Raw genomic sequence first — 23,771 nt, 5'->3', positions numbered from 1 at the left:
GGTGCGACTACGCGCAGGAGCGGCCGTCCGGGGCCGTCCGGGACTGAACCCGGCCCTGTCGCGCAGGGGCGCCGGGGGTCGTCCTTCCTCAGGGCCCGGTCCGCCCCACAGGCCGCCGGTGCTCGCCGCGCGCCCCGGAGCGCCCGGGCGGGAAGTGCGGCAGCACGTGCTCGGCCAGTTCGTCGATCACGTCGGCGACCGGGCGGCGGCTGTGCTTGAAGTTGATCATCAGCTGGTCGATGCCGACGTCCTGCCAGGCCCGCATCATCGCCAGGAACGACACCCGGCCCACCGAGAAGCCCTGGTGGATACGCCGGGGCAGGGCCAGCGGGTCCTCGGTCAGGTCCAGATAGGTGGCCTGGGCGTACGGCTTGAACCCACCGTCGTCGCCTCGGGTCAGCTCCCGCCACCGCGCGATGTTCTCGGCCTGCTGCTGGAGCGGCGGGGTGTAGTACAGCCAGCCGTCCGTGTGGTCGGCGATCCACCGGACGTCCTGCCTGCCGCGTCCCGTCATCAGTACGGGGATCCGCCGGTACACCGGCTTGGGCAGCAGATCGGTGCCGCGCATCCGGCCGAGCGGCGAGTCCACGTGCGGGAAACGGTGCTCGAGGACGACACGGAAGTACTCCAGCGACTGCCGGAACCTCTCGGCCCGGCCGTCCAGGTCCTGACCGAAGGCCGGGAACTCCACGGGCCGGTCACCGGTGGCCACCCCGAGCAGGAGCCGTCCGCCTGACAGCTGGTCCACCGAGGCGGCCGCCTTGGCGGTGTGCAATGGGTGCCGCAGCGGCATCACGATGCTGGCGGTCCCCAGTGTGATCGAGGTGGTGCAGGCGGTGAGCCGCCCCAGGTACACCCACGGGTCGAAGACCTGCCCGGTGTCCCCGAAGCTCGGGTCCAGCAGCGGCACGTCACGGACCCACACCGAGGCGAAGCCGGCCCGCTCGGCCTGCTGGATCCGCTCGATGTGCCCGGCCAGGGACGGCACGGGCCCGTCGAAGCCCTCCAGGGGCGTGATGGCGCCCACGGTCATCCTGCCGCCGGGATACGCTCTGGCCATGGCCGCGTGCTCGGAGAACGGCCGCTGCGCCCCGCCTTCGACGTCCACGGGTGCGCCGGCTGAGGGAACTGTCGGTTGTGTGATGCGATCCTCCGGCGATTCCATGCCGAGTCCGGGTCCGCATCGGACGCGTGCTGAGGTTGCACAACCGGAGGTCCTCGCGCATCCCCTCGCCGACGTAGCGCCGACGTTCCGACAGGAGTTCGCTCTGCGCGCCGTGTGGCGGGACGCAGGAGACGAACGTGGTGCTGTGGGGGTCCTCGACCAGTGTGACGGTGGCCGCCGTGAGTACGGCCGGTTCCGTCTCCTCGATGATGGCGCCGACCTCGTCGGTGATGGCTCCTTCTAGCCCGGGGCGCCGACGAGAGCCTCGAAGTCCCGGGGCAGCTGGGATATTACGTGGCGGAACTCGCCATCACTGACCGCGTCCCTCAGGGTGCTCAGCTCCGCCCTTACGCCCTCGCGGGCCTCGTCCGGGCTCACCCCTGCTCGCCTGCTCACCCGATTGATGAACTCGTCGAGTCCGAAGGGCTCGGCCTCCGGAGTGGGAGAGACCAGCGGTTCCTGCAGCGGCTTGGGCAGTTCGGACGCGAGGTCCTCCGCCTCACCCCTGGTGAGCCGCTCGGCCAGAGTTTCCAGGGTGGCGCGGGTGAGAGGCTCCGCCTTCTCCGGGGGGACAGGGGCGCGCCGGGTGATGGTGTCGAGGAAGGTGTTGTAGTCCATGAGCCGTCCTTTTTCTGAAGCTTTGCAACTGCCTGGCGTGGGACCTGAGACAGGTACCGAAGGGTGCGTCGAGCGTGTGAGGGTGGCGGGCTGATGCGCGTCATGGTGCATGCGCCTCAGCAGAGGCCGAGTGAAATCGGACATTTCCATGTTCCGGATGTGGGCCACACCCTGCCTGCTCCCGGCGGGAGGAAAGGCGGCGGGCTCGGTAGGCCTCCGAGCACAAGTGCAGACGGCCTCCGTTACGGCAAAGGGGACGTCGGCGCCGGTCTGCCGGATGTGCGTCAGGGCGCCGTGCCTGTGGGCGCGGTCGGCTTTCCCGCCGTCGCGTTTCCGGCCGGCCCGTTCGGCGTCGAGAGCGTTCGACGGCGGCGAGCTGTCGGGCGATGTCCATCAGCCCCACTTCCAGGTCGATGGACCGTGGGGGCACGGCCGGCGCGGCTCTCACACCAAGAGATGGGCATGACCTCGTCAGACACCGTGCTGGCCGACCCCAGCTTCCTCCAAGGCCCTCGAAGCCGACATGTGACGCTCGAGGTGATTGGCTGCTCTGGTGTGCTGAGGCGCTGCAACGCCGTGCAGCTTCCTGCGGAGGGACGGCCGTACGGCTGGCCGGGGGATGCCTGCGCATTTCACGCTGCTCTGCCAGGGTATGACGGGCAACACCTCGCGAGCGATATCCGCCACCAGCTGGAACGCAGCATGGCGACGCGCGCGACCCTGCGCCCCGAACCCGGCCGACCGGTACTCAGCCCCTCGCACCGTCGTCAGGAGCGCGCGAGCCGGGCCGCGAGATAGGGCGCGGTGGCGCTGCGGCGGGCCCTCGCCACCTTGGCCGGCGGGCCCGCCGCGACCACCCGCCCGCCCGCGTCGCCGCCGCCCGGCCCGAGGTCGATGACCCAGTCGGCGGTGGCGATCGTGTCCAGGTCGTGCTCGACGAGGACGACCGTGTTGCCGGCGTCGACGAGCCGGTGCAGCTGTCGCAGCAGCAGCGCGATGTCCGAGGGGTGCAGCCCCGCCGTCGGCTCGTCGAGCAGGTAGAGCGCGTGCCCGCGGCGGGCTCGCTGCAGTTCGGTGGCCAGTTTGATGCGTTGCGCCTCACCACCGCTGAGTTCCGTCGCGGGCTGGCCCAGCCGCAGGTACCCCAGTCCCACCTCGCGCAACGTCTCCAGACTGCGGGAGGCGGCCGGGACGTCGGACAGGAACTTGGCGGCGGCGTCGACGGACAGCGCCAGCACTTCCGCGATGTTCTTGCCGTGGTAGGTGACTTCCAGCGTTTCGGCGTTGTACCGGGCGCCCTGGCAGGTCGGGCACGGCGCGTAGGTGCCGGGCAGGAACAGCAGTTCCACCGCGACGAACCCTTCGCCCTGGCAGGTCTCGCACCGCCCTTCGGGCACGTTGAAGGAGAACCGCCCGGCCGAGTAGCCGCGCGCCCTGGCCTCGTCCGTTGCCGCGTACAGCTTGCGCACCGCGTCGAACAGCCCCGTGTACGTGGCCAGGTTGGACCGGGGAGTTCGGCCGATGGGCCGTTGGTCGACCCGGACCAGGCGGTCGAACGACTCGACCCCCGACGCGTCCTGGACGTCGACCTCCAGGTGCGCCTCGTCGGGCTCCTCGGGTACGAGTCCGAGGTGGCCGCGGACGACCTCGGCGAGCACCTGCGTCACCAGCGTCGACTTTCCGGAACCGGACACGCCCGTCACCGCCGTCAGTACGCAGAGCGGTACGTCGACGGACACGTCGTGCAGATTGTGGCGGGAGACGCCGCTCAGGTGCAGCCAGCCGTGCGGTGTGCGCGGGCGGTGATCGAGCGGCTGGGCGCGCCCGAACAGGTACTGGCTCGTGGCCGACTCCCCGACCCGCTCAAGACCGGCGACCGGGCCGCTGTACAGCACGCGTCCGCCGCCCTCGCCCGCGCCGGGGCCGATGTCGACCACCCAGTCCGCCCGCCGTACGACGTCCATGTCGTGCTCCACGACGAACAGCGAGTTGCCCGCCGCCTTGAGGCGGTCCAGCACGTCCAGCAGCGGTTCCGCGTCAGCCGGGTGCAGGCCCGCGGAGGGTTCGTCAAGGACGTAGACGACGCCGAACAGCCCCGAGCGCAGCTGGGTGGCGATCCGCAGGCGCTGCGCCTCGCCGGGCGACAGGGTCGTCGAGCGGCGCCCGAGGCTGAGATATCCGAGGCCCAGGTCGAGCAGTACGTCGATCCGGGCGACCAGATCGCCGCAGATCCGGACCGCGACCTCGGTCGTCTCCCCGGATCGGGCGGTCGACGTGGTGGCGTCGGCCTCGGACCGCCCGGCGACGGGCCGCAGCAGCGCCACGACCTCGGTGAGCGGCATCGCGTTGATCTCGGCGATGGAACGTCCGGCGAAGGTCACGGCGAGCGCCTCGGGCCGCAGTCCGCTGCCGTGACACTCGGGGCAGGGCACACTCCTGACGAACCGGAGCGCCCGTTCGCGCATCTTCTCGCTCTTGGAGTCGGCGAGGACGTGCATGACGTGCTTGCGGGCGCTCCAGAACTTGCCCTGGTAGCCGTAGTCGACGCGGTCCTCCTCCGGCTCGATGTACACGGAGGGCTGCTCGTCCGTGTACAGCAGCCAGTCCCGGTCCTTCTTCCTGAGCCTGCGCCACGGTCGGTCGATGTCGATCCCCAGGCCTTTCACGACACTGCGCAGGTTGGCTCCCTGCCAGGCGCCCGGCCAGGCGGCGATCGCCCCCTCGCGGATGCTCAGCGAGGGGTCCGGGACGAGCAGGTCCTCGGCGACGTCGTGCACGACGCCCAGTCCGTGGCACTTCGGGCAGGCGCCGGCCGCGGTGTTGGGTGAGAACGACTCGGCTTCCAGCCGTGCGGCCCCGGGCGGATAGGTGCCGGCCCGGGAGTACAGCATGCGCAGCAGATTGGACAGTGTGGTGATGGTGCCGACCGTCGAGCGCGAGCTGGGCGACCCGCGTCGCTGCTGAAGGGCCACGGCCGGTGGCAGTCCGGTGATTTCCTGCACGTGCGGTGCGCCGACCTGTTGCAACAGCCTTCGGGCGTACGGTGCTACGGACTCGAAGTAGCGCCGCTGGGCCTCCGCGTAGAGCGTGCCGAACGCGAGCGAGGACTTGCCCGAACCGGAGACGCCGGTGAAGGCGACCATCGCGTCCCGCGGAACGTCGACGTCGATGTTGCGCAGGTTGTTCTCACTGGCGCCCCGGACATGCACGAAGGGGTCGGTGGGGTCCTTGTTCACCGTTCCTGATTACCTGATCGCGCCGGGAACCGCGCGACAGGCGCCGTCACCGGGCCCCGCTCACACGAGCATCCGAAGAGTCCCGGTATGAGCGCTCCCAGGGAACATTCGAGGGTGCTTCACCGTTGATCCGTATATGGGCGTGAAGGGAACTGTGTCCCCGGGCCTCACCCTTTGCCCATGAGGACGATCGTTCGGCTGAAGCCTTATGGAGCCCCCGCCGCGAGGCGACCGCCCTTCGCGCCCACTCTCGATCGGCCTCGGCTGGGGATCCCCCGAACCAGTCGGGGCCTTCGCCTGCTCCCCTGCCGACGCCCTTCGGCGAACGCGGTGGTTCGCCTCCCGGTGGCGCACTCGCCCCGGCGGCTCAGCCCCGGGTCGCGAGCATGCGCCCCATGGCGGCCGTGACCGAGGGCTCGACCCGGTAGTAGACCCACGTGCCGCGCTGCTCGGAGGTGAGCAGCCCGGCCTCCTCGAGCTTCTTCAGATGGTGGGAGACGGTCGGCTGCGAGACGCCCACATCGGAGATGTCGCACACGCACGCCTCGCCGCCCTGGTGCGAGGCCACCGCCGAGAACAGGCGCAGCCGGACCGGATCGCTGAGCGCCTTGAACATCGCCACGGTCCGCTCGGCTCCTCAGCGGTCAGGGGTCGTTCGGTCAGGGCGGGCAGCACGGCACCGGAGACCTCGGGCTCCAGCAGCGGCAGCGCCTTGATGTTCGACACCTGTCTATGTTGCACATGTCGAACCAGCGCGGACCGCCCGCTTTCCGGCCCCTGGCCGACGTACGGCAGGCGTCGCCCGCGCCGGCCGGGACCGGATCGTCGGCTCCGGCCGCGAGGAGCAGCCCTTCACCGTTCACGTCGGCACCGCCGACGGCCGCCAACCGGCCGTGGCGGTTGGCGCCGAGCTTGTCGAAAGCCCTGGCGGCCGCGGGTGGCGTCCGATTTGTGTCAAGCGAGGCCGACTTCGACAAGATCAAGACGGTTCGCGCGAACGTCATGCCATGGGAGGGGGCGGCGTCCCACCGCGGTGCGAAACCGCCGCCCAGCCTCCGTCCCAACCCTTGCTCTATCTATCGAAATTCGATAGATTCCCATCGCAACTCGATGGAAGGGTGGGTCATGGGAAAGCTGGCAGTGCGTGCGCTTCGTGCCGTGCTCGTGGTGGTGCTCGCCGGCACCGTGTTCGTACAGGCATTGATGGTGTGGGTGTTGGTCAGCGCGAGCGACCCGGAGGACGGGTCGCTCCCGCTGACCCCGCTGCGCGTGATCACGATCCTGGGCATGGTGTCGGTCCAGGTCGCCCTGGTCTGCGTATGGCGGCTGGTGACGATGGTGCAACGCGGAACCGTGTTCTCCCAGGCCGCCTTCCGGTACGTGGACGGCGTGATCGGCGCGATCGTGGCGGCTGCCCTGTTGTGGTTCGCGGTCACGGTCCTCAATGCGCCGGGCCAGCGGGCCGACCCGGGCGTCACCGTCATCATGGGCGGGGTTGGCGTGGCCATCCTGGGGGTCGCGCTCATCGTGCTCGTGCTGCGGATGCTGCTCGCCCAGGCCGTTGCGCGCGACGTCGAAGCGTCGCAGATGCAGGCCGAGTTGGACGAGGTGATCTGATGCCTATCGTCGTCGACATCGACGTGATGCTGGCCAGGCGGAAGATGTCCGTGGGCGAGCTCGCGGACCGCGTAGGGATCACGCCCGCCAATCTGGCGGTACTCAAGAACGGCCGCGCCAAGGCGGTGCGCTTCGCGACGCTCGCCGCGCTCTGCGAGGTGCTCAAATGCCAGCCGGGCGACCTGCTGCGCTGGGAGGCCGAGGATGCCGCGGGCGGATGACGTGCCCCAGGGCTGGCCGTGGATCGCCGATCACCCGCAGCACCGTCCTGACCCCGTTGGGCAGATTCCGGTTGACCTGCACCACACCGTTCCTGTCGATGATCGCGACCTGCGAACGTGACCTCCCCACAAAAACCCCCGTCCTTCCAGCGCAGAAGGGCGGGGGTTCGTCGTTGGGCCGGCAGCCAGGGCTTCGCCGTAGTCGCACGCCCCGATCCGTGACGACTGATCAGTTCGACGGGGGTACTCGACGTAGGCGAGAAGACCAACGAGATCCCCTGCTTCCAGCCTGTGCTGGAGACCGAACACGCTGCCCCATGGCTGACCCTGCCGGCACATTCTGCTGGGAGACGCTTGTGGGGCTTCGTTACCACGCGGGCAGCGCGGGCTGTTGCGGAGACGACGGCACGCTTCCAAAGCCTCCGTCATCCGCGCAGCAGCTCACCGGGCCTCACCTGCGCGCACAGAGGTGGCTCCGCTTCTCCCTCGTATGCCAGATGGAGTTCGTGTCGTGCCCGGGTTGCCAGAACGTAATACGTCATGCGCAGGGCGGCCGAGGTGGGATCGACCGCCGCGTCCGTATGCGTGTCAGGGATGACGACAGTGTCGAAGCCCAGCCCTTTGGCACTTGCCCGGTGGACGAGCACGATCCCCGGGCGGCCGAGGTCCAGCGTGCGGTAACGGCCTTGTGTCGCTCGGGCCCGGGAGGTGTACAGCTGCGGTTTGAGCCGGGGTGCTCTGCGCTCCAGACTGCCGAGCAGTGAGAACTGGGTGCGGGTGGAGTTCACGATCACGCCGATGCTCTGCTGCGGGTGCCTCTGCGCCAGAAGGATCAGCAGGTCGGCCGCGCCGCCGTGCGGCAGACGGTGCAGGCGCGGGGGCGGCCCCTCGCGATCCGGGAGGTCAGGCAGACCGGTCCCCGTGTGGAAGTGGGCAGCGAAGGAGGCGATCTGGCGTGTGTTGCGATGGTTGCCGTCAAGGGTGAGACGTGTACATCGACCCAGCCTCTCGGCGATCTCTGCGAGCGTGGAGTTGGCGTCGGTCAGCCGCTGGCACTCGTCCGCGAACACCGTTGTTCGCGCTCCGAGCAGACGGGAAAGGCGATAGAACTCCGGGGGCAGGTCCTGGCCCTCGTCGACGACCAGGGTGAGTTCGCGCACCGGGCCGGTCTCCACGGCACGGTCGTAAAAGGCCGGCCAGTCGAACCAGCCGTCCGTACCGCGCGGAGGCTGTCCGCCGTACCACTCGGTGAGCCAGGCGTGTGCGGTCGCCACGCGCACGCTGCGGTCCGCCGGGCCGAGCACGTGTACGGCCGCGGCCAGTGGCTGGCGGAGCAGGTTGGAGCGAGTCAACAGGACCACCGGGGTTCCGGTGAGGGCGAGCATGATGGCCCTTTGGACTGCGAGGAGGCTCTTGCCGCTGCCGGGCGGGCCGCTGATCAGGTGATTGCCGTCGAAGGGGAGCGTGTCGAGGCAGGAGCGCTGTTCGGGCACGAGATCGAGGTAGGTGAGGGTCACATCTGCTCCAGGGCATTGACAGCGGCGCTCCGGGCCGCCGTCACGATCGACTCCAGGTAGCCGGGTACCTGTTCGCCGCCGACGACGAGAGCGCGGTCGAGAAGGGTGTTGCCGGTCTCGCAGCTCGTCTCGGGCAGCAGGGCGCAGGCGTGGCAGGCCGCGCGATTGAGGTTGCCGAAGCCCTGGCCGGTGTGTTCGGCGCACAAGGGGTCGGCGGAGCACCAGGCGGCGGCTTCGGTCATCCGCAGCAGGGTCTCGGCGAGGCGCGGCGGCTCGCCCTGCTGCACGAGCCCGCCGAGGGTGCCTTCGGCGTCTCCCGCGGCGGTGTAGACGAGGATGCCGTACTGGTCTTTTTCGGGGCGTGCGTAGACGCGTTCGCGCAGGCTGGCCGTCGTGTAGCCGGATTCGAAGGAGAGCTGGCGGATCAGCAGGTGGGCGAGAGTGTGCAGGAGGACGAAGCGCGGGGAGAGTTCTTCCCCGGTCAGGGCTTGAAGCCGTTCCTTCTGGAAGGAGCGGTCGAGGTCGGCGCGCATGCCCGCGACGCGTCGGCGCACCTCTGGGCCGCCTTCCCATGCGGTGAGTTCGTCCTTGCTGAGGGTGAGGAGGACGCCTTCTCCGAAGACTTCGACGGCTGGGAGCCATTTGAGGCGCCGGGCGGTGTCGGCGGGGACGAGCGCCGCGTCCGGAGAGACCCGCCTGAAGCCGGACAGTGCGCGTACCTCGCGCAAGCGGTCGGCGAGCACGATCCGGCCGATGCGGCGGTGCAGGCCGGCCCAGGGTTCGGCGGTCTCCTGTCCGAGTCCGAGGGTGGTCTCGCGCAGTGCGAAGTCCCGGGTGGCGGGCGGGGCCGGCGCGGTGAAGGCGGCCCACTCCTCGCGGCTGAGGTCGGGGCGGGCGGGCGCAGTGGGCGGGTCGGATGATGCGACGGGCTTCGGCTGCCCCTCCTCGGCGAGCAGGGCGTCGAGGAGCTGATCGTCGGCGCCGGTGTCCTCCTGGATCATCGTGCGGAAGATGTCGGCGCGCGGGGTGCCGGCGACCCGGCAGAGTGACACCCACAGGTCGTGCTCGCGTACGCGTCCGGCGAGTTCTTCGTCTCCTTGCGACGCGGGCGCGTCCGACTCGGGGATGTCGAGCGCCGAGTGCACTACCGGGTAGTACAGGTTGCCCGCCGTGCGCTGGATGGACGGGCATGACGCACTCCGTGGCCTCGTTGGCCCGCTGCCAGGGGTTGCGCCCCGAGCAGCGCATGCCGTGTGTGCCGAGGATGTCGAGCAGGTCGCGGGAGGCCCCGCATCCCTTGACCGTGCAGGTGATGGAGAGCGCTTCGAGGCCGGAGGCGCGCTCGGACACGAGGAAGCGGAGTTTCTCGCGTTCGCCGCACTGACGCCGTTCACCTGCTTCTCGCCGCGAGTGAGCCCAGAACCACCAGTCGACGTCGCCGAGGTGTCCGGCCGCGCAGATCTGGACGAACCGCATGGGGGCGAGGGCCCGGCCGGGTGAGCAGGACGCGCAGCGGGGCGGCTGTCCCGGCTTCTCGTCGGAGATGCGCCACCGTTTCATACGACGGCACGCCCCGCAGAACAGCCAGGACGGGAAGCGGATGTAGGGCGCTCCGGGAGCGTCGGGGGTGTCGAAGCGATCGTTGGCCGTGGGGGGCGCGGCGTAGAAGCCGGTGACGCCAAGTCGATTGGCGAGCCGGTGCGACTCGACGCGCTGTTTGGCCTTCTGCGGCCAGTCGCCGATACCCGTGGCGACGAACGACTCGCCCTGGATGTCGAAGACGGCACCGACACCGAACGGCAGAACGGTCTGCGACTGGCGTACGCGGAGCGTGCGGCTCACAGGTCGGCCCCCTTCACCATCACCTGGCATTCCCGGTCGACGTTGCGCATGGAGTTCGGTGTCTCCCAAAGGCCGTAGCGCTGCTCGAAGCTTTTGATCAAGTTGGACTGTCCCTTGCCCTGGCTGCGGTAGTACAGCTCGCGGCCGTCCTTGCGGGCCGCGCGCGCGGCGTCCTCCCAGTCGGCGAGGAGTTCCGCGAGTTCCTTGCGTACGGCGTCGGCGGCATATGGTTCACCGGCGGCGGCCCGCACCGCCAGTTCCCCGACGAGGGCTTCCACTTCGGGCAGCCGGTCGAGGATGTGCCCGGCCTGGTTCTCGGCGGCGAGGCCGAGGCGGTGGCGTACAAGGATGACGAGCGCGGCGTGCAGGGCGCGCCGACGTGAGGGGACGGACCAGGGGGTGACGCTGGTCGGTTCGACGTGCCGGTAGAGGGAGCGGTGGTACACGTCGAAGGTCTCGTAGTGCGAACGGTCCCTGGGGCGGGTGGCGTTGAAGAAGGTGACGACGAGACCGGGCACGGTGTGCCGGCCGACCCGGCTCGTGGCCTGGATGTATTCGGCCGTCGTCTTGGGCTGCCCCTGCATGAGCATCAGTGCGAGCCGCTTCACGTCGATGCCGACGGACAGCATGTTGGTGCAGGGCAGGAAAGACACCGACTGCGGTTCGGTCCAGGGCTTTTCGAGCCGGTCGAGGAGGACGGGCTGTTCGGCACGCGGCAGGTTGCTGGTGAGTTCCTGTACCTGGTGGTCCGCCAGTCCCCGGATTCCCGACCCCGAATCCAGCCCTGTGAGCTGTGCGGGGATGTCATCGGCCGCGGCCGTCACCGTACGGCCGAGTTCGCGGAGGCTGTGGTGGTAGGCGACCAGCGTCCAGTAGGCGTCTCGGTGTTCCTCCGGGAGTTCGTAGGCGCCCTGGAGCATCGCGGCGGCGGTGGCGACGGCGGCGCGGCCCGCCGTGTGTCCCTGGGCCATGACGCCGAGGTAGCGGCGGCCGGGCCGGGACGTGTCGGGTTCGGCGAAGTATGAGTGCCGGGCGTCGAGTCCGGCGGGTGGGAAGAGCTGGGCGCCGCTGCCGTAGAGGGCGCGGATCTGCTGGCCGGAGCGGCGGATCGTCGCCGTGGACGCCACAACCTTGGGTCCGATGCCGGCGCGGTTGGTGCACAGCCCGAGCACTGCCGCCTCGTACAGGCCGACGGTGGTGCCGAGCGGGCCGGTGAGCAGGTGCAGCTCGTCCTGGATGACGAGTGACGGCGGCAGGTTCCCGGTTCCCGCGCCGAACAGCCGTCCCGAGCGCGGTTCCCATGCGAGCCGGGCGAACTTGTCCACGGTGCCCAGGATGAAGGTGGGCGGGCGGTCGTACAGCTGCTCGTCGACGACGGCGACGGGCAGCTCGTCATGGAAGGCGCACTCCTCGCGCGGGCAGTAGAAGGTGAACGAGTCGGCGGTGGCGCGTACTCCGTAGTCCCCGATGTCGGGCGACTTGTGGGCGGGCATGATGCGTGTGCCGCACCACGGGCAGCGGTCGAGGATGAAGACGTCGTCGGGCCGGGCGGCACCGCGCACGTCGTCGAAGACCGCGCGTGCTTTCTCGTACGAGTTCGGGGAGGTGGCCTCGCCCACCCACAGGCCGATGGAGAAGGGCTCGTCCCCGTAGGGAGCCGGGTCGGCGCGGCGCAGCGTCTCCAGAGCGCAGATGGTGGTGGCCGCGCGTTGGAACTGCTGGGTGGTGAGCAGACTCAGGGTGTAGCGGCTCAGCACCGCGGTACCCCCACCGCCCTCCTCGCCCCGGCGGAGCACCATGGCGAACGCGGCCAGTAGAAGATAGGCCTCCGTCTTTCCGCCGCCGGTCGGGAACCAGATCAGGTCGGCCGTCGCCCGGTCGCGGTGCCGGGGGTCTGCCACTCCGTCCAGGGCGAGCAGGAAGAACGCGAGCTGGAAGGGCCGCCATACGGCGTCCGGGCTCGGCTCCGGATCGAGGAGCAGCGCGTCGCGGCGGGCGCGGCGTTCCCCTGCCTGATCGCGGGCGGAGTGCCGCATCTGGAGGGCCATCGCACGGTTCGCGGTGCGGAAGGCGTGCAGCAGCTCGGGCCGCGCCGGGTCGCAGAGGGTGCGAACGCCGGACTCGATCCGGGTGACGGCGGCGTTGATGCGGGCCAGGACTCGGTCGGCGGCCTCTCGGCCCCACGCGGGGACCTCGGTGTTCAGCTGTCCCACGTACCAGGCTCGGTAGTCGGCGGCGAACTCCGCAAGCTCCTCGTGAAGTTGGACGAGGGGCACGGCGGGATCGGCGAGGTGGAGTACGTTCAGTACGGGGGATCCGGTGAAGCCGGCAGCCCGGACGCCGCTGACCTCAGCCTCAGGCATGACGGCGGCCTTGATAGCCACTACCGCCCGTTCGCCGCGCTCGTCGTGCGAGGCATATCGTTCCTCGACCGCGCAGCCATGGCCGACGGCGTGTGTGCGGACGTGCCGGTACTGCAGAAGCAGTTCCTGTTCCTCCGGGTCACGGCTGGCCAGCCGCACGCTCGGGTAGGGCAGGACATCGCCGTCCGCGGGCCGCGCTTCCAGTTCGACCTGGAAGAGCATCCGCTCCCATTGCGCGGCCTTGCCGAGCGCCTGTTCGTGGTGGGCGGTGTTGACCAGGGCTACGGTGACGAGCTGTCCGGAGCCAAAGGCGCGCCTGCGGATGCGGATTTCGGCACGTCCGTCGAGCACGGGGACGTGGTCCCGGTCGGGTCCGAGCGCGTGGGTCTCCTCGGGCAGGGGGACGCGTTCCCAGCGGCGGCCCCGCCCCCCGGTGGCGGCGAGAGTCTTGTAGCGGGCTCCGGCGCAGCGGACGTCGACGGTCGTGGCGTCGGTGTAGAAGCTGAGGCCGAGCGAGGACGGCAGCCAGGAGTTGGACTCGGGCACGGGGTCCGCCGCGGGCGCCGTGTCCTCGGCGCCGCCCTCCGTGCCGGCGCCGTCGAGCTCCTCCGCTGCGAGGTCCAACTGCCTTTGCAGGTCGGCCTCCTGCGGATACAGCGTGCCCATGAGGTACTCACGGTCGGGCGGCGCTTCGAGCAGCTCGTGTTCGCCGGAGGCAGGACCGACGAGTCGGCGGTGCAGGTAGGAGACGAGTTCCTGTCTGGGGTCCATGGTGCTCCTGAAGCGGTACGAGTGGTGCGGGGTGTGGGTCGCGCGGGGCCGGGAGTCCGATGTCAGGACCGGCGCCAGCGGTCCCGAAGCGTGGGACGGTCCACGGCGGCTTCGCGTTCGGCGGCGAGTTGTTGCTGCAGCTCGGTGATGCGGGCCCAGGCGTCTTGCTCGGTCTGGGCGATCCGCGCCGCAGCCCGCTGTTCGGCCGCCGCCACCTGAGCCGATGCCTGCTGCTGGGCGGCGCGGAGAGTCCCGTCGCGTTCGGCGAGCAGAGCCTCTGCCTGCCGCAGCCGCTGCTCCAGACCCGCGATGCGTGTCTCCCCTTCCTCGCGGTAGCGCCGAAGCCGCTGGCCGGTTTCCTCCGCCCGCCGCTGGGCTTCGTTCGCCCGCTGGTGCAGCTCCGCTGCCCGTTCTTCGGCCGTACTCGCCCTCTGCTCCGCATCGTTCGCGCGCTGCTCGGCCGTGCGGGCGAGCTGCCCGGCGTCCTTGGCGCGCTGATCCGCCCGGGCACCGCGCTCGCCGGCTGCGGCCAGGGCTGTCCGTGCCGCGCGTTCCCTCAGCTCGGCGTGTTCGGCCCGCGCGACCAGGGTCCGCTGCGCCTCGCGATACTCGTCCCTGAGGCGCGCGATCCGCTCCTCGGCCTGTGCGCGCAGGTGCTGCTCCTTGCGGAGCAGAGCCCTGTCCGCTCGGCGCAGCAGCGTCTCCTCCAGGGTGTCGAGCTGCCGCTCCGTATCCGTAAGGGCAGCGATGCGCCGGGTGTCGGCGGCCTGCCGCTCCTCGGCGAGGTGCCGCTGGGCTTCGTCCCGTTCGCGCGTCAGCTCGGCTTCGTACGCACGGCGTACGTCGGTGAGACGCCGTTCGGCCTCGGGCTCCGCCTCTCCCCTCCCGGTGCCGCGGTCTGCGGTCCCGGCCCGGGGCATCTCCTCCGGGGTCCTGGCGGACGCGGATCGGCGCCCGGCCTTGAGCAGAGACACGGGCTGCTCCTGGACCGTCGGTGCGTCAGCACTGACGTGGTCGGCCGACGGGTCACCCGCCCTGAGCGGCGGGGCCTGCGGCCCGGCCATGTCGTCCTGGGGCCGATCGCCGCCTGGCACGGTGTTGGCCTCCGGGTCCACCTGGTTGCGCCCGACGTCGAGCGGCCCACCCCCGCGAGCCGCCCCGAGCCGGTCCTCGTCCGGCGATATCGGCGAAGGGCTGTACATGTCCGCCCGGGGGCCGTCGGGTGAGGCCGCTGTGCCCTCGTCCGGCACTCCGGCCGCGCGCACCTGCGCGCTGTCCAGGGGCCCTGGGCCCGGCTCCGAACGGGGCCCCGCCACCAAGCTGCCCGGCGAACTGTCCGCGGGCGCCGCTCCCTGGCCGGCACGCAGCGGGACCTCGGCGACGAACTCCCGCAAGGAGTCACGCAGTGCGAGGCGCGACTCGCTCAGCACCAGGGGCTTGGCTGCCAGATACGCGCGCGGAGTCATGCCTACCAGTGCCTCGGCCGGTCTCTCGAAGAAATCCTCCGGCCGCAGCTCAGCCTCCTTCACAGCGTCGAACACGCGCCGCAGTACCTCCAGGGCCGATATCACCGGCCGGTCGAGCACGCCCCTGTCCCGCACGGCACGCGCGACGGCGTCGGCCGAGGACGGACCGAGCAGCACAGTGAGCTGCGCATGCCCCACCGCCAGCAACGCGTACTCGGCGAGCCACGCCACTCCCCCGCCGAAGTCAGTCGGCATCCTCAGCGCCTTCTGCCAGTCCGCTGTGTACTGCGTGGGTTCGGGAACCACCGGCTCAGGGACTGACGGCCCGCTCGCCTCAGTGACTGCCTGCGCCGAGCGTGAACGCTCCGGCGCAGACTCCAGCACCGGCTCCGTGCGCGGCCTCGGGACCAGCCCGATACGCGAATCGGCATCGTGCGCGTCGACCACTGGTCCAAGCCCCTGCTCCGCCGCCGGTGTGGGATCATCCGCGCGCTCCTCGGACCGATGGTCCGCCCGGTCCCCAAGCTCGACCGCACGTGCGGTGTGAGCCTCCGACGGCGTCTCCGTCGCAGAGTCCGCCAACGCCTCACCAGGTGCCGTGTGATCGCCGGGCTCGGCCGCCGTCGCCTCTCTGAGGCATGCGCCGTCCAGCGACTCCCCCGCTTCGACGGACTGTGCCATTCCTTCTGGCGGAGCCTGCTTCGCTACGGAGTCGGGCAGCGTGTCGGGCACCCGCTTTGCCCCGGAACTCTCCTTCCAGGCCCCCGCTCCGGCCCCCGCTCCGCTGCCGGTTCGCTGCGCGCCGGCCGGCTCCCCGGCTCTGTCGGGTTCCTCTGCAAGGCCGCCGTCATACTGGTATGCAGCGGTGAGCCCGGCCGCCACCAGCCGATACTGGAACTTCTTCTTGGCCTTCGACTCGATCTGCCTGACGCGCTCGCGGGTCCGCCCGATCTGTTTGCCCAACTCGTCCAGGGTCGACGGCTCATCCCCGTCCAGCCCCAGGCGCCGGACGAGGATATGGGCCTCGCGTTCGGAGAGCGTGTCGACGACACTCATGATCTGCTCCAGCAGCATCGCGTCGAGCACACCCTTCTCCACCGGTGGCAGTGGATTCGTCCACCCGATGAAGTCGCCCAGGGTGACCCCGTCCCCGATGACCCGGTCGAGGGAGTCGGTGCGCCTGCTCAGCTTCCGGGCTTCCTCGACTTTCTGCAGGGTCATGTCGCAGTACACGGCCACGTCGGCGACTCCGGCGGGCCGCCCCTGTACCGCGAGGGTGCGCTCCGCCAGCGCCACCTTGCGAATCTGTTCGTGCATATGGACCGGGATGCGAATGACGGCGCCCTCGTCCGCGATAGCCCGGCTGATCGACTGGCGGACCCACCAGGTCGCGTACGTCGAGAACTTGAAGCCCTTGGCCGGGTCGAACTTCCGCGCCGCCCGCATCAGCCCCAGCGCGCCGTTCTGGAACAGGTCGTCGTAGTCCAGACCCTGTTCCAGATACCGGGGCACCATCTTGTGCACGAGTCGCTGGTTGTGCAGGACGAGACAGTCCCGGGCACGGATCCGGATGTCGTCGGGGGGCAGGCCGCTCAGCGTGTCGTCGTCGGGTTCCTCCGCCATGCGGTCGGGTCCGCCCCGTAGCAGCACGGCGAGTCCGACTTCCGCCTCGGTACTCAGCAGACGCGTCTCCGGCCGCCTGCGCAAGCGGTCGTTCTCCAGGACGGCCAACGCAGCGGCAACAGCGGCCGTGAGATCCCCGGTGCCTTCTCCGATCTCCGTCTCTCGCAACGGGAAGGGCTCGTCCTCAGCACCACCCTCCGGCGCGAGTCCCTCGACGTCGGTGAGCCTGACCGCGGTCTCCGCGTTCGTCAGCACCGCTCCAGCCGTTGCGACGGTCTCGCCCCGTACACGCGCCCCGGCCCGCAGGGCCGCCGCGTCTCGCGCACCGAGTCCGGCCAGACGGGCGACGCCATCCAGTGCGTGAGGGGTCACGTAGCCCTCGGGGTCGGCGTACCGGCTCAGCAGCGCCCGAACCACGTCATCGGCGGGAAAAGCGGGGCTGGACACATTTTCTTCACGGATCCGTGCAACCTTTTCCCCATTCGGACCGTCACCGTCTGCATGCACCACCGCCCCCAGGACGGGCAGCCCCAGCCCTGCCAGTTCCTCGCGAAGCCGTTCCCGCTCGACGTCACCGAGCCCCAGCAAGCCGACTTGCTCCAGGAACACGGATTCCGGCACGGCGCCGTCGACCGCCGCATGGCGCAGGCGGGCCAGCAATCCCGTCAGAGCGGCCCTCATTCCGGGTCCACGACCCGACTGGGCACCCTGCACCTCCCCCGCGGCACGGCCCGGTTCCCACCCGGACGCACCTCCTGGCGCCCAACGCCCTCCGACGGATTGGTGCCCCACACCGCCCACCCCCTACCCGATGACACCGCAGAGCGTATGGCGAAGCGTTGACAATGTCAACGGACTGACAGGCTATTGAACCCACCTCGCTTCGTGTACAGTTGCGGACACCGCACCTCCGCTCTGCCACGATGAGCGGTGCGGCAACGCATGCAGGGGGCACGTTCCGTTTCCTTGCCCCTCGCGCGCGGGGGCGGGAACGAGACGGCAGAGGACGAGGGGAGCGGCAGTGAGCCAGGAGCTGCTGGACAGCAGGTTCCGCATCGGGCACGTCATCGGCAAGGGCAACATGGGTGAGGTGCACCGGGCCGAGGATCTCCAAGCCGCCGAAGGCGCTCCTGAGCGCACGGTCGCCGTCAAGACCATCCTGCGCCGCCGCACGGGCACCCGGATCGACACCGGTGCCGACCTCAAGGCCACCGAGCGCTTCGCCCGCGAGGTGCGCATCATGCGCCGCCTTGACGACCCCAACCTCACGCGCATCGTCGCCGGTGGGGTGGCCGACGACCAGGACGGCCTTCCCTACCTCGCGATGGAGTTCCTGAGCGGCGAGACACTGCGCGACCTCATCGCGGAGGAACGGCAGCTCCCCGTCAGCTGGGCCGCTGCCATCGGTGCCCAGATCGCCTCCGGTCTCGCCGCCGCGCACGCCGCCGAGGTCGTCCACCGCGACCTCAAGCCCGCCAACGTCATGCTGACGCAGGGAGGCACCGTCAAGGTCCTCGACTTCGGCATGGGCCGCATCGTCGACGACCCGGACGAGGCCCGGCTGACCAGCACGGGCGTCAGCGTGGGCACCGCCCGCTACATGGCTCCCGAGCAGTTCGAGGCCAAGCAGGTCACACAGGCCGCCGATCTGTACGCACTGGGATGTGTGCTCTACGAGATGCTCGTGGGCGTACCGCCGTTCACCAGCGAGTCGCCCTTCGACCTCGCGGCCAAGCACACGCGCGAAGATCCGACGCCCATCACCCTCATCCGCAGCGAGATCCCCGCGGAGCTCGCCCGGCTCGTCGAGCGGCTGCTCGCCAAGGACCCGGCGGCCCGTCCCGCGGACGCCGCGGCCGTACGCGACGCGCTGGTTCCGCTGGCCGGGCAGGACGGGGACACCCCGCGGCTGCCGCACTGGGGCGCCCTGGACCCGACCCGCCCGCTGCGCGCTTCCGCCGCCCAGGCCCCCGCCCGGCAGGCTCGCCAGCCGGTGCCGGCGCCGGCACCGGTCACCGCCTCCGGCGCAGGCATGGACGTCTTCGGCGTCCACCGCACGCTCATCAAGGACTACCGCTCCTTCACCGAGGGTGGCACCGTCATCCGTGACGACCGCATCGCGGCGTTCGTCGAGGACGACCTCAACAGCAAGTCGCAGTGGCCCGACCCGTGGCTGTCGCTGAACCCGTTCTTCCAGAGCGGCGGCACGGTAATGGAGCTCGCGGGCCAGAAGGTCCTGCACGAGGAGTGCGCCCGCATCTTCCAGGCGAGGAAGACCGAGGGCGGCACGGCCTGCGACGGCCGCCCGCTGACCCTCCACCAGCACCAGCGCGAGGCGATCGACGCCGCCGCGTCCGGTGCGTCGTACGTCCTGACGACGGGCACCGGGTCCGGCAAGTCGCTCGCGTACATCGTCCCGATCGTGAACAAGGTGCTCCACCAGCGGGACGCCGAGGGGCCGAGCGCCCCCAAGAGGGTGCGGGCGATCATCGTCTACCCGATGAACGCGCTCGCCAACAGCCAGCTCAAGGAGCTGGAGAAGTATCTGCGCGACGGCTACGGCGCGGGCCGCGAGCCGGTCACGTTCGCCCGGTACACGGGCCAGGAGGACGACGAGAAGCGCAAGGAGATCCGCGACAACCCGCCGGACATCCTGCTCACCAACTACGTGATGCTGGAGCTGATGCTGACCCGCCCGGCCGACCGGGCGAGCCTCATCAAGATGGCGCGGGGCCTGGAGTTCCTGGTCTTCGACGAGTTGCACACCTACCGTGGCCGGCAGGGCGCCGACGTCGCCCTGCTGATCCGCCGGGTCCGCGAGGCCTGCCAGGCGCAGGACCTGCAGTGCATCGGCACGTCGGCCACCATGTCGACGGAGGGCACGCTCGACGACCAGAAGCAGGTCGTCGCCGGGGTGGCGAGCACCCTGTTCGGTACGCCGGTGCGCCCGGAGCACGTGATCGGCGAGACCCTGGTCCGCGCGACCCACGCAACACCCGACACCGTTCCCGCCGAGCGTCTCAACTCTCCCGCCGCGCCGCGCGCGTACGACGATCTCGTACGCGACCCGCTGGCCCGCTGGATCGAGACCCGCTTCGGCCTGGCCACCGACGAGGCCTCCGGGCGGCTGGTCCGACAGCAACCCACGAAGATCGAGGTCGCGGCGAAGGAGCTGCACGAGCGGTCCGGGGTCGCCGAGGACCAGTGTGCCGCCGCGATCCGCGCCACCCTGGAGGCCGGTTCACAGGCGCACCACCCGGTGACCGAGCGGCCCCTGTTCGCGTTCCGGCTGCACCAGTTCCTCTCCAAGGGCGACACCGTGTACGTCACCCTGGAGGACAAGCTCTCGCGCCACCTCACCCGCTCGTACCAGATCGAACAGCCGGGCAGCGACGGCAAGTTGCTGATGCCGCTGGCGTTCTGCCGGGAGTGCGGCCAGGAGTACCTGACGGTGTGGCGGACCGAGAAGGACGGCGAGGTCCGGTACGAGGCGCGCCGGGACACCTCGGCGACGGGCGGGCGGCAGGGCGACGGCTATCTGTACGTCGACCACGAGCGGGCGTGGCCGTCCAACGTCCAGTACGCCGTGGACGACCGCCGACTGCCCGAGTCCTGGCTGGAGTTGGACGACAAGGGCCAGGAGGTCGTGAAGAAGTCGTACCGCGACCGGGTGCCGCGTGCCGTCACCGTGGATCCGCGCGGCCGCGAAGGGAGTGGCGAACTCCAGGCCGCGTTCGTCCCCTCCCCCTTCCTTTTCTGTCTGCACTGCGGGGTCGCGTACGAGCAGACGCGCGGCCGGGATTTCGCGAAGCTGGCGACGCTCGACCAGGAGGGCCGGTCCTCCGCGACATCGCTGATCTCCGCGTCGGTGGTGCGCTCGCTGAAGTCGGTGCCGGAGGAAACCCTGGACAAGGAGGCGCGCAAGCTCCTCACGTTCGTCGACAACCGGCAGGACGCGTCCCTCCAGGCGGGTCACTTCAACGACTTCGTGCAGATCACGCAGTTGCGCGGCGCCCTGTACCGGGCGGCTCTGGACGCGGGCGAGGACGGCGTCCACCACGAGGAGCTGGCCTCGTCGGTGACGAACGCGCTCGCCATCGAGCCGGCCGACTACACCGGCGAGAGCGATCTGCCGCCCTCCCTCGCCCGCAACGCCGCCAAGACCCTCCGTGACGTGATCGCGTTCCGGCTCTATCTGGATCTGGAGCGCGGCTGGCGTATCACGATGCCGAACCTGGAGCAGACCGGCTTGTTGGAGATCGGCTACGACGATCTGGACTGGGTGGCGGCCAAGCAGGACCGGTGGGCGGGCACGCACGAGGCGCTGCGCGACGCCGACCCGGCGCTGCGGGCCGAGGTCATGAAGGCGCTGCTCAACGAGATGCGCCGCTCCCTCGCCATCGACGTCTCGTACTTCCGTGACGACTTCGACTCGCTCCAGCGGGCGAGCGAGGAGCGGCTGATCGACCCGTGGGTGCTGTCCGCCGCCGACAAGCCGAAGGTCGGCACGGCCTATCCGCACCCGTCACGCCCGGGCATGGACCGCTCGGCTCTGTTCCTGTCGGCGCGCGGCAAGTTCGGCAAGTACCTGCGCCGCGCGGACACGTCGTTCAAGACGCTCGATCCGGCCGATCTCCAGCTGGTCATCGAGGAGTTGCTGAAGGTCCTGGCCAAGGCGGGCCTGGTGAAGGAGGTGACGGAGGCGCCGCAGCGCGCGGGCCGCTACCGCAGGTCCTCCGCCCCGACCGCGACCGGCTACCGCGTGGCCGCCCAGTCCCTCGTCTGGCGTGCGGGCAGGGGCGAGAGGGGCACGCACGACCCGCTGACCCGCACCTACCAGAGCGGCGACGGCCCGCGCGTCAACACCTTCTTCCGCGACCTGTACATGGACGCAGCAGGCACCCTGTCCGGCCTGTTCGCGCGCGAGCACACCGCGCAGGTCTCGCCGGAGGAGCGGGAGCAGCGCGAAGAGGCCTTCCGCAAGGCGGAGTTGAAGCTGTTGTACTGCTCCCCGACGATGGAGCTGGGCGTCGACATCTCCCAGCTCAACGCGGTGATGATGCGCAACGTGCCGCCCACACCCGCGAACTACGCGCAGCGCTCGGGCCGCGCGGGCCGCAGCGGCCAGCCCGCCCTCGTCACCACGTACTGCGCGACGGGAAACAGCCACGACCAGTACTACTTCCGCCGCTCGGAGCGCATGGTCGCGGGCGCCGTCGCCCCGCCGCGTCTGGACCTCGCCAACGAGGACCTGGTGCTCTCCCACCTCCAGGGCATCTGGATCGCGGAGGCCGGCCTGAAGCTGGGCCGTGCCGTCCCCGAGGTGCTCGACGTGTCGTACCCGGACACGGGTGACCGTCCGAACCCCGCGCTGGAGCTGCTGCCGGACATCCTCGCGGCCTCCCTCGACGACAGCGCCCGGCGCCGCACCGTCGACGCGGCCCTGCGCGTCCTCGGCCCGCTCCTGCCCGACTTCGCCGAGACCACGTGGTGGCACGACGACTGGGTCCAGGACCGGGTGCGGACGGTAGCGACCCGCTTCGACCGGGCCTTCGACCGCTGGCGGCAGCTGTTCCGCTCCGCGCTCGACGACCAGTACATCCAGAACAGGCGCCGCCTGGACTACAGCCTCACCGAGGGCGACCGCATCCGCGCCAACGCCCGCCGCCGCGAGGCCGAGACGCAACTGAATCTACTGATGAACGAGAGCGCCGACAGCAAGTCGGTCCTCTCCGACTTCAACCCGTACCGCTATCTCGCGTCCGAGGGCTTCCTGCCCGGCTACAGCTTCCCGCGCCTCCCTCTCGCCGCGTACATCCCGACCGTCGGCCGCCGCCGCGGCGACGGCGACTACCTCCAACGGCCTCGCTTCCTCGCGATCCGCGAGTTCGGCCCGGGTGCGCTGATCTACCACGAGGGCGCCCGCTACCAGGTGACCCGCATCCAGCTGCCGCCGGACTCCTCGGGCGAGCTGGCGACCAGCGAGGCCCGCCGCTGCGCGCAGTGCGGCTACCACCACGATCCGGAGCAGCTGGAGGACCGCTGCGCCATGTGCCACGAGCCGCTGGGCTCGGCGACGTACGGCCTGCTGCAACTGCACACTGTCTACACCACCCGCCGTGAGCGGATCTCGTCCGACGAGGAGGAGCGGCGCCGCGCCGGCTTCAAGCTGGAGACGTCGTACCGCTTCCAGGACCACGGCACGCGCAAGGGCCGCCTGAACGCGGCGGTCGCCGACGCCTCGGGCGCGCCGCTCGCCGACGTGGCGTACGGCGACTCGGCGACCGTCCGCATCACCAACATCGGCCGGGTGCGCGCCAAGAGCGACGAGCCGGCCGGGTACTGGCTGGACCTCGCGGACGGCCGCTGGATGAACGACAAGGACGCGTCCGAGGCGTCCGGCGACTCCAGCGAGCTGCCCGTGATCGACGCGGACGGCAACGAACGGCGCCGCAAGAAGCGGGTCATCCCGTACGTGGAGGACCGCCGCAACATCCTCGTCGTCACTCTCGACGAGCCGCTGCCGGAGCCGGTCGCGCTCTCCCTGATGTACGCCCTGGAGCGGGGCATCGAGGCCGCATTCGAGCTGGAGGACGCCGAGCTGTCCAGCGAGCTGCTTCCGCCGGACGACGGTCCCCGCAACCGCATCCTGTTCACGGAGGCCGCCGAGGGCGGCGCGGGTGTGCTGCGCCGCCTCCAGGCCGAGCCCGACGCCCTGGCGAAGGCGGCCGTACGCGCCCTGGACATCTGCCACTTCGACACGGACGGCACCGACCAGGGCGGCCCGCACACGGACCGGCCGTGCGCGCTCGGCTGCTACGAGTGCCTGCTGACCTACGGCAACCAGCTCAACCACGCCCTCATCAACCGGCACTCGGTGCGGGACCTGCTGGTGCGGCTCGCGTCGGCGAAGGCCCGGCGGGAGTCGCGGGGCGAGTCGCGCTCGGAGCAGTACCGTCGCCTGCTCGACCACTCCCCCGCCGAGCCGACACCGGTCGAGACAGCGGCGGCGGCAGAGCTGGCGGCTCAGGGCGACTTCCTGGGCTGGGCGAAGGCGCGCGGCCTGCGGCTGCCGGACGAACCGGGCTCGTTCCTCACCGAGGCGATGGCGACCCCCGATTACGTCTACCGCCTGCCCGGCGTGAACGTGGCTGTCTTCGTGGACCTACCGGACAAGGAGCAGGACACCTTCCGGGACGAGGACGCCGAGGACCGTCTGTTCAATGCCCGCTGGGACGTCATCCGCTTCGCGCACGGCGCCGACTGGGACGCCATCGCCGCCGCCAACACCCGCTACTTCGGCTCTCCGGCCGCCAACTGACCGCCCCGTCC

At 70.5% G+C, this 23,771-nt stretch carries 10 protein-coding genes and 1 pseudogene; 3 read left to right on the top strand and 8 right to left on the bottom strand.

Going from position 1 to position 23,771, the window contains the following annotated elements:
- Positions 1–88: 88 nt before the first annotated feature.
- The 4 genes and pseudogenes from AB0M62_RS21290 to AB0M62_RS21275 all read right to left on the bottom strand — a co-directional run bounded on the left by AB0M62_RS21290 (position 89) and on the right by AB0M62_RS21275 (position 5,745).
- Positions 89–1,108 carry an LLM class oxidoreductase gene (locus AB0M62_RS21290; protein WP_366075823.1) on the bottom strand — a complete coding sequence of 340 codons (1,020 nt, stop codon included), beginning with the start codon at positions 1,106–1,108 and terminating at the stop codon, positions 89–91.
- 297 nt (positions 1,109–1,405) lie between these two features.
- Complete coding sequence (locus tag AB0M62_RS21285) at positions 1,406–1,783, bottom strand: DUF2267 domain-containing protein (RefSeq protein ID WP_366075821.1); 378 nt, start codon at positions 1,781–1,783, stop codon at positions 1,406–1,408.
- A 767-nt stretch (positions 1,784–2,550) separates the two neighbouring features.
- A complete protein-coding gene (gene uvrA / locus AB0M62_RS21280; protein WP_366075820.1) occupies positions 2,551–5,019 on the bottom strand; it encodes an excinuclease ABC subunit UvrA in 2,469 nt (822 codons plus the stop codon).
- Positions 5,020–5,386: 367 nt separating this feature from the next.
- Positions 5,387–5,745: pseudogene (locus tag AB0M62_RS21275) on the bottom strand (metalloregulator ArsR/SmtB family transcription factor).
- A 399-nt stretch (positions 5,746–6,144) separates the two neighbouring features.
- Here AB0M62_RS21275 and AB0M62_RS21270 point away from each other — a divergent pair.
- On the top strand, positions 6,145–6,636 hold the full coding sequence (locus tag AB0M62_RS21270; protein ID WP_366075855.1) for a DUF2975 domain-containing protein: 492 nt from the start codon (positions 6,145–6,147) through the stop codon (positions 6,634–6,636).
- Entirely contained in the window at positions 6,636–6,857 is a 222-nt protein-coding gene (locus AB0M62_RS21265) for a helix-turn-helix transcriptional regulator (RefSeq protein WP_266636582.1), read from the top strand. The genes AB0M62_RS21270 and AB0M62_RS21265 overlap by 1 nt, the downstream gene beginning before the upstream one ends.
- Before the next feature lie 425 nt (positions 6,858–7,282).
- Here the strand turns inward: AB0M62_RS21265 and AB0M62_RS21260 are convergent, their stop codons facing one another.
- From AB0M62_RS21260 to AB0M62_RS21245, 4 genes are all read right to left on the bottom strand, one after another.
- Positions 7,283–8,374 carry a DNA helicase gene (locus AB0M62_RS21260; RefSeq protein WP_366075819.1) on the bottom strand — a complete coding sequence of 364 codons (1,092 nt, stop codon included), beginning with the start codon at positions 8,372–8,374 and terminating at the stop codon, positions 7,283–7,285.
- The gene (locus AB0M62_RS21255; protein ID WP_366075818.1) at positions 8,371–9,768 is read right to left on the bottom strand and encodes a DUF1998 domain-containing protein; all 1,398 of its coding nucleotides are present in this window, start codon (positions 9,766–9,768) and stop codon (positions 8,371–8,373) included. Before AB0M62_RS21255 ends, AB0M62_RS21260 begins: the two co-directional genes overlap by 4 nt.
- A 444-nt stretch (positions 9,769–10,212) precedes the next feature.
- Entirely contained in the window at positions 10,213–13,350 is a 3,138-nt protein-coding gene (locus AB0M62_RS21250) for a helicase-related protein (RefSeq protein WP_366075817.1), read from the bottom strand.
- Between the two features lie 62 nt (positions 13,351–13,412).
- Positions 13,413–17,120, bottom strand: coding sequence for a sigma-70 family RNA polymerase sigma factor (locus tag AB0M62_RS21245; RefSeq protein WP_366075816.1), 3,708 nt, complete (start codon positions 17,118–17,120; stop codon positions 13,413–13,415).
- A gap of 340 nt (positions 17,121–17,460) precedes the next feature.
- Between AB0M62_RS21245 and AB0M62_RS21240 the strand changes: the two genes are divergently transcribed.
- Positions 17,461–23,760: a protein kinase gene (locus AB0M62_RS21240; RefSeq protein WP_366075815.1), complete on the top strand. Its 6,300-nt coding sequence runs from the start codon at positions 17,461–17,463 to the stop codon at positions 23,758–23,760.
- Positions 23,761–23,771: the final 11 nt, after the last annotated feature.

This window comes from Streptomyces sp. NPDC051219 (assembly GCF_040682335.1).
Lineage (GTDB): Bacteria > Actinomycetota > Actinomycetes > Streptomycetales > Streptomycetaceae > Streptomyces.
This window is presented reverse-complemented; position numbering and strand designations above follow the sequence as displayed.

What these genes read in the sequence shown, in the direction of transcription:
- AB0M62_RS21245 (WP_366075816.1), bottom strand. Translation starts at nt 17,120, where the DNA reads ATGAGGGCCGCTCTGACGGGATTGCTGGCCCGCCTGCGCCATGCGGCG.
- AB0M62_RS21250 (WP_366075817.1), bottom strand. Translation starts at nt 13,350, where the DNA reads ATGGACCCCAGACAGGAACTCGTCTCCTACCTGCACCGCCGACTCGTC.
- AB0M62_RS21265 (WP_266636582.1), top strand. Translation starts at nt 6,636, where the DNA reads ATGCCTATCGTCGTCGACATCGACGTGATGCTGGCCAGGCGGAAGATG.
- AB0M62_RS21285 (WP_366075821.1), bottom strand. Translation starts at nt 1,783, where the DNA reads ATGGACTACAACACCTTCCTCGACACCATCACCCGGCGCGCCCCTGTC.
- AB0M62_RS21270 (WP_366075855.1), top strand. Translation starts at nt 6,145, where the DNA reads ATGGGAAAGCTGGCAGTGCGTGCGCTTCGTGCCGTGCTCGTGGTGGTG.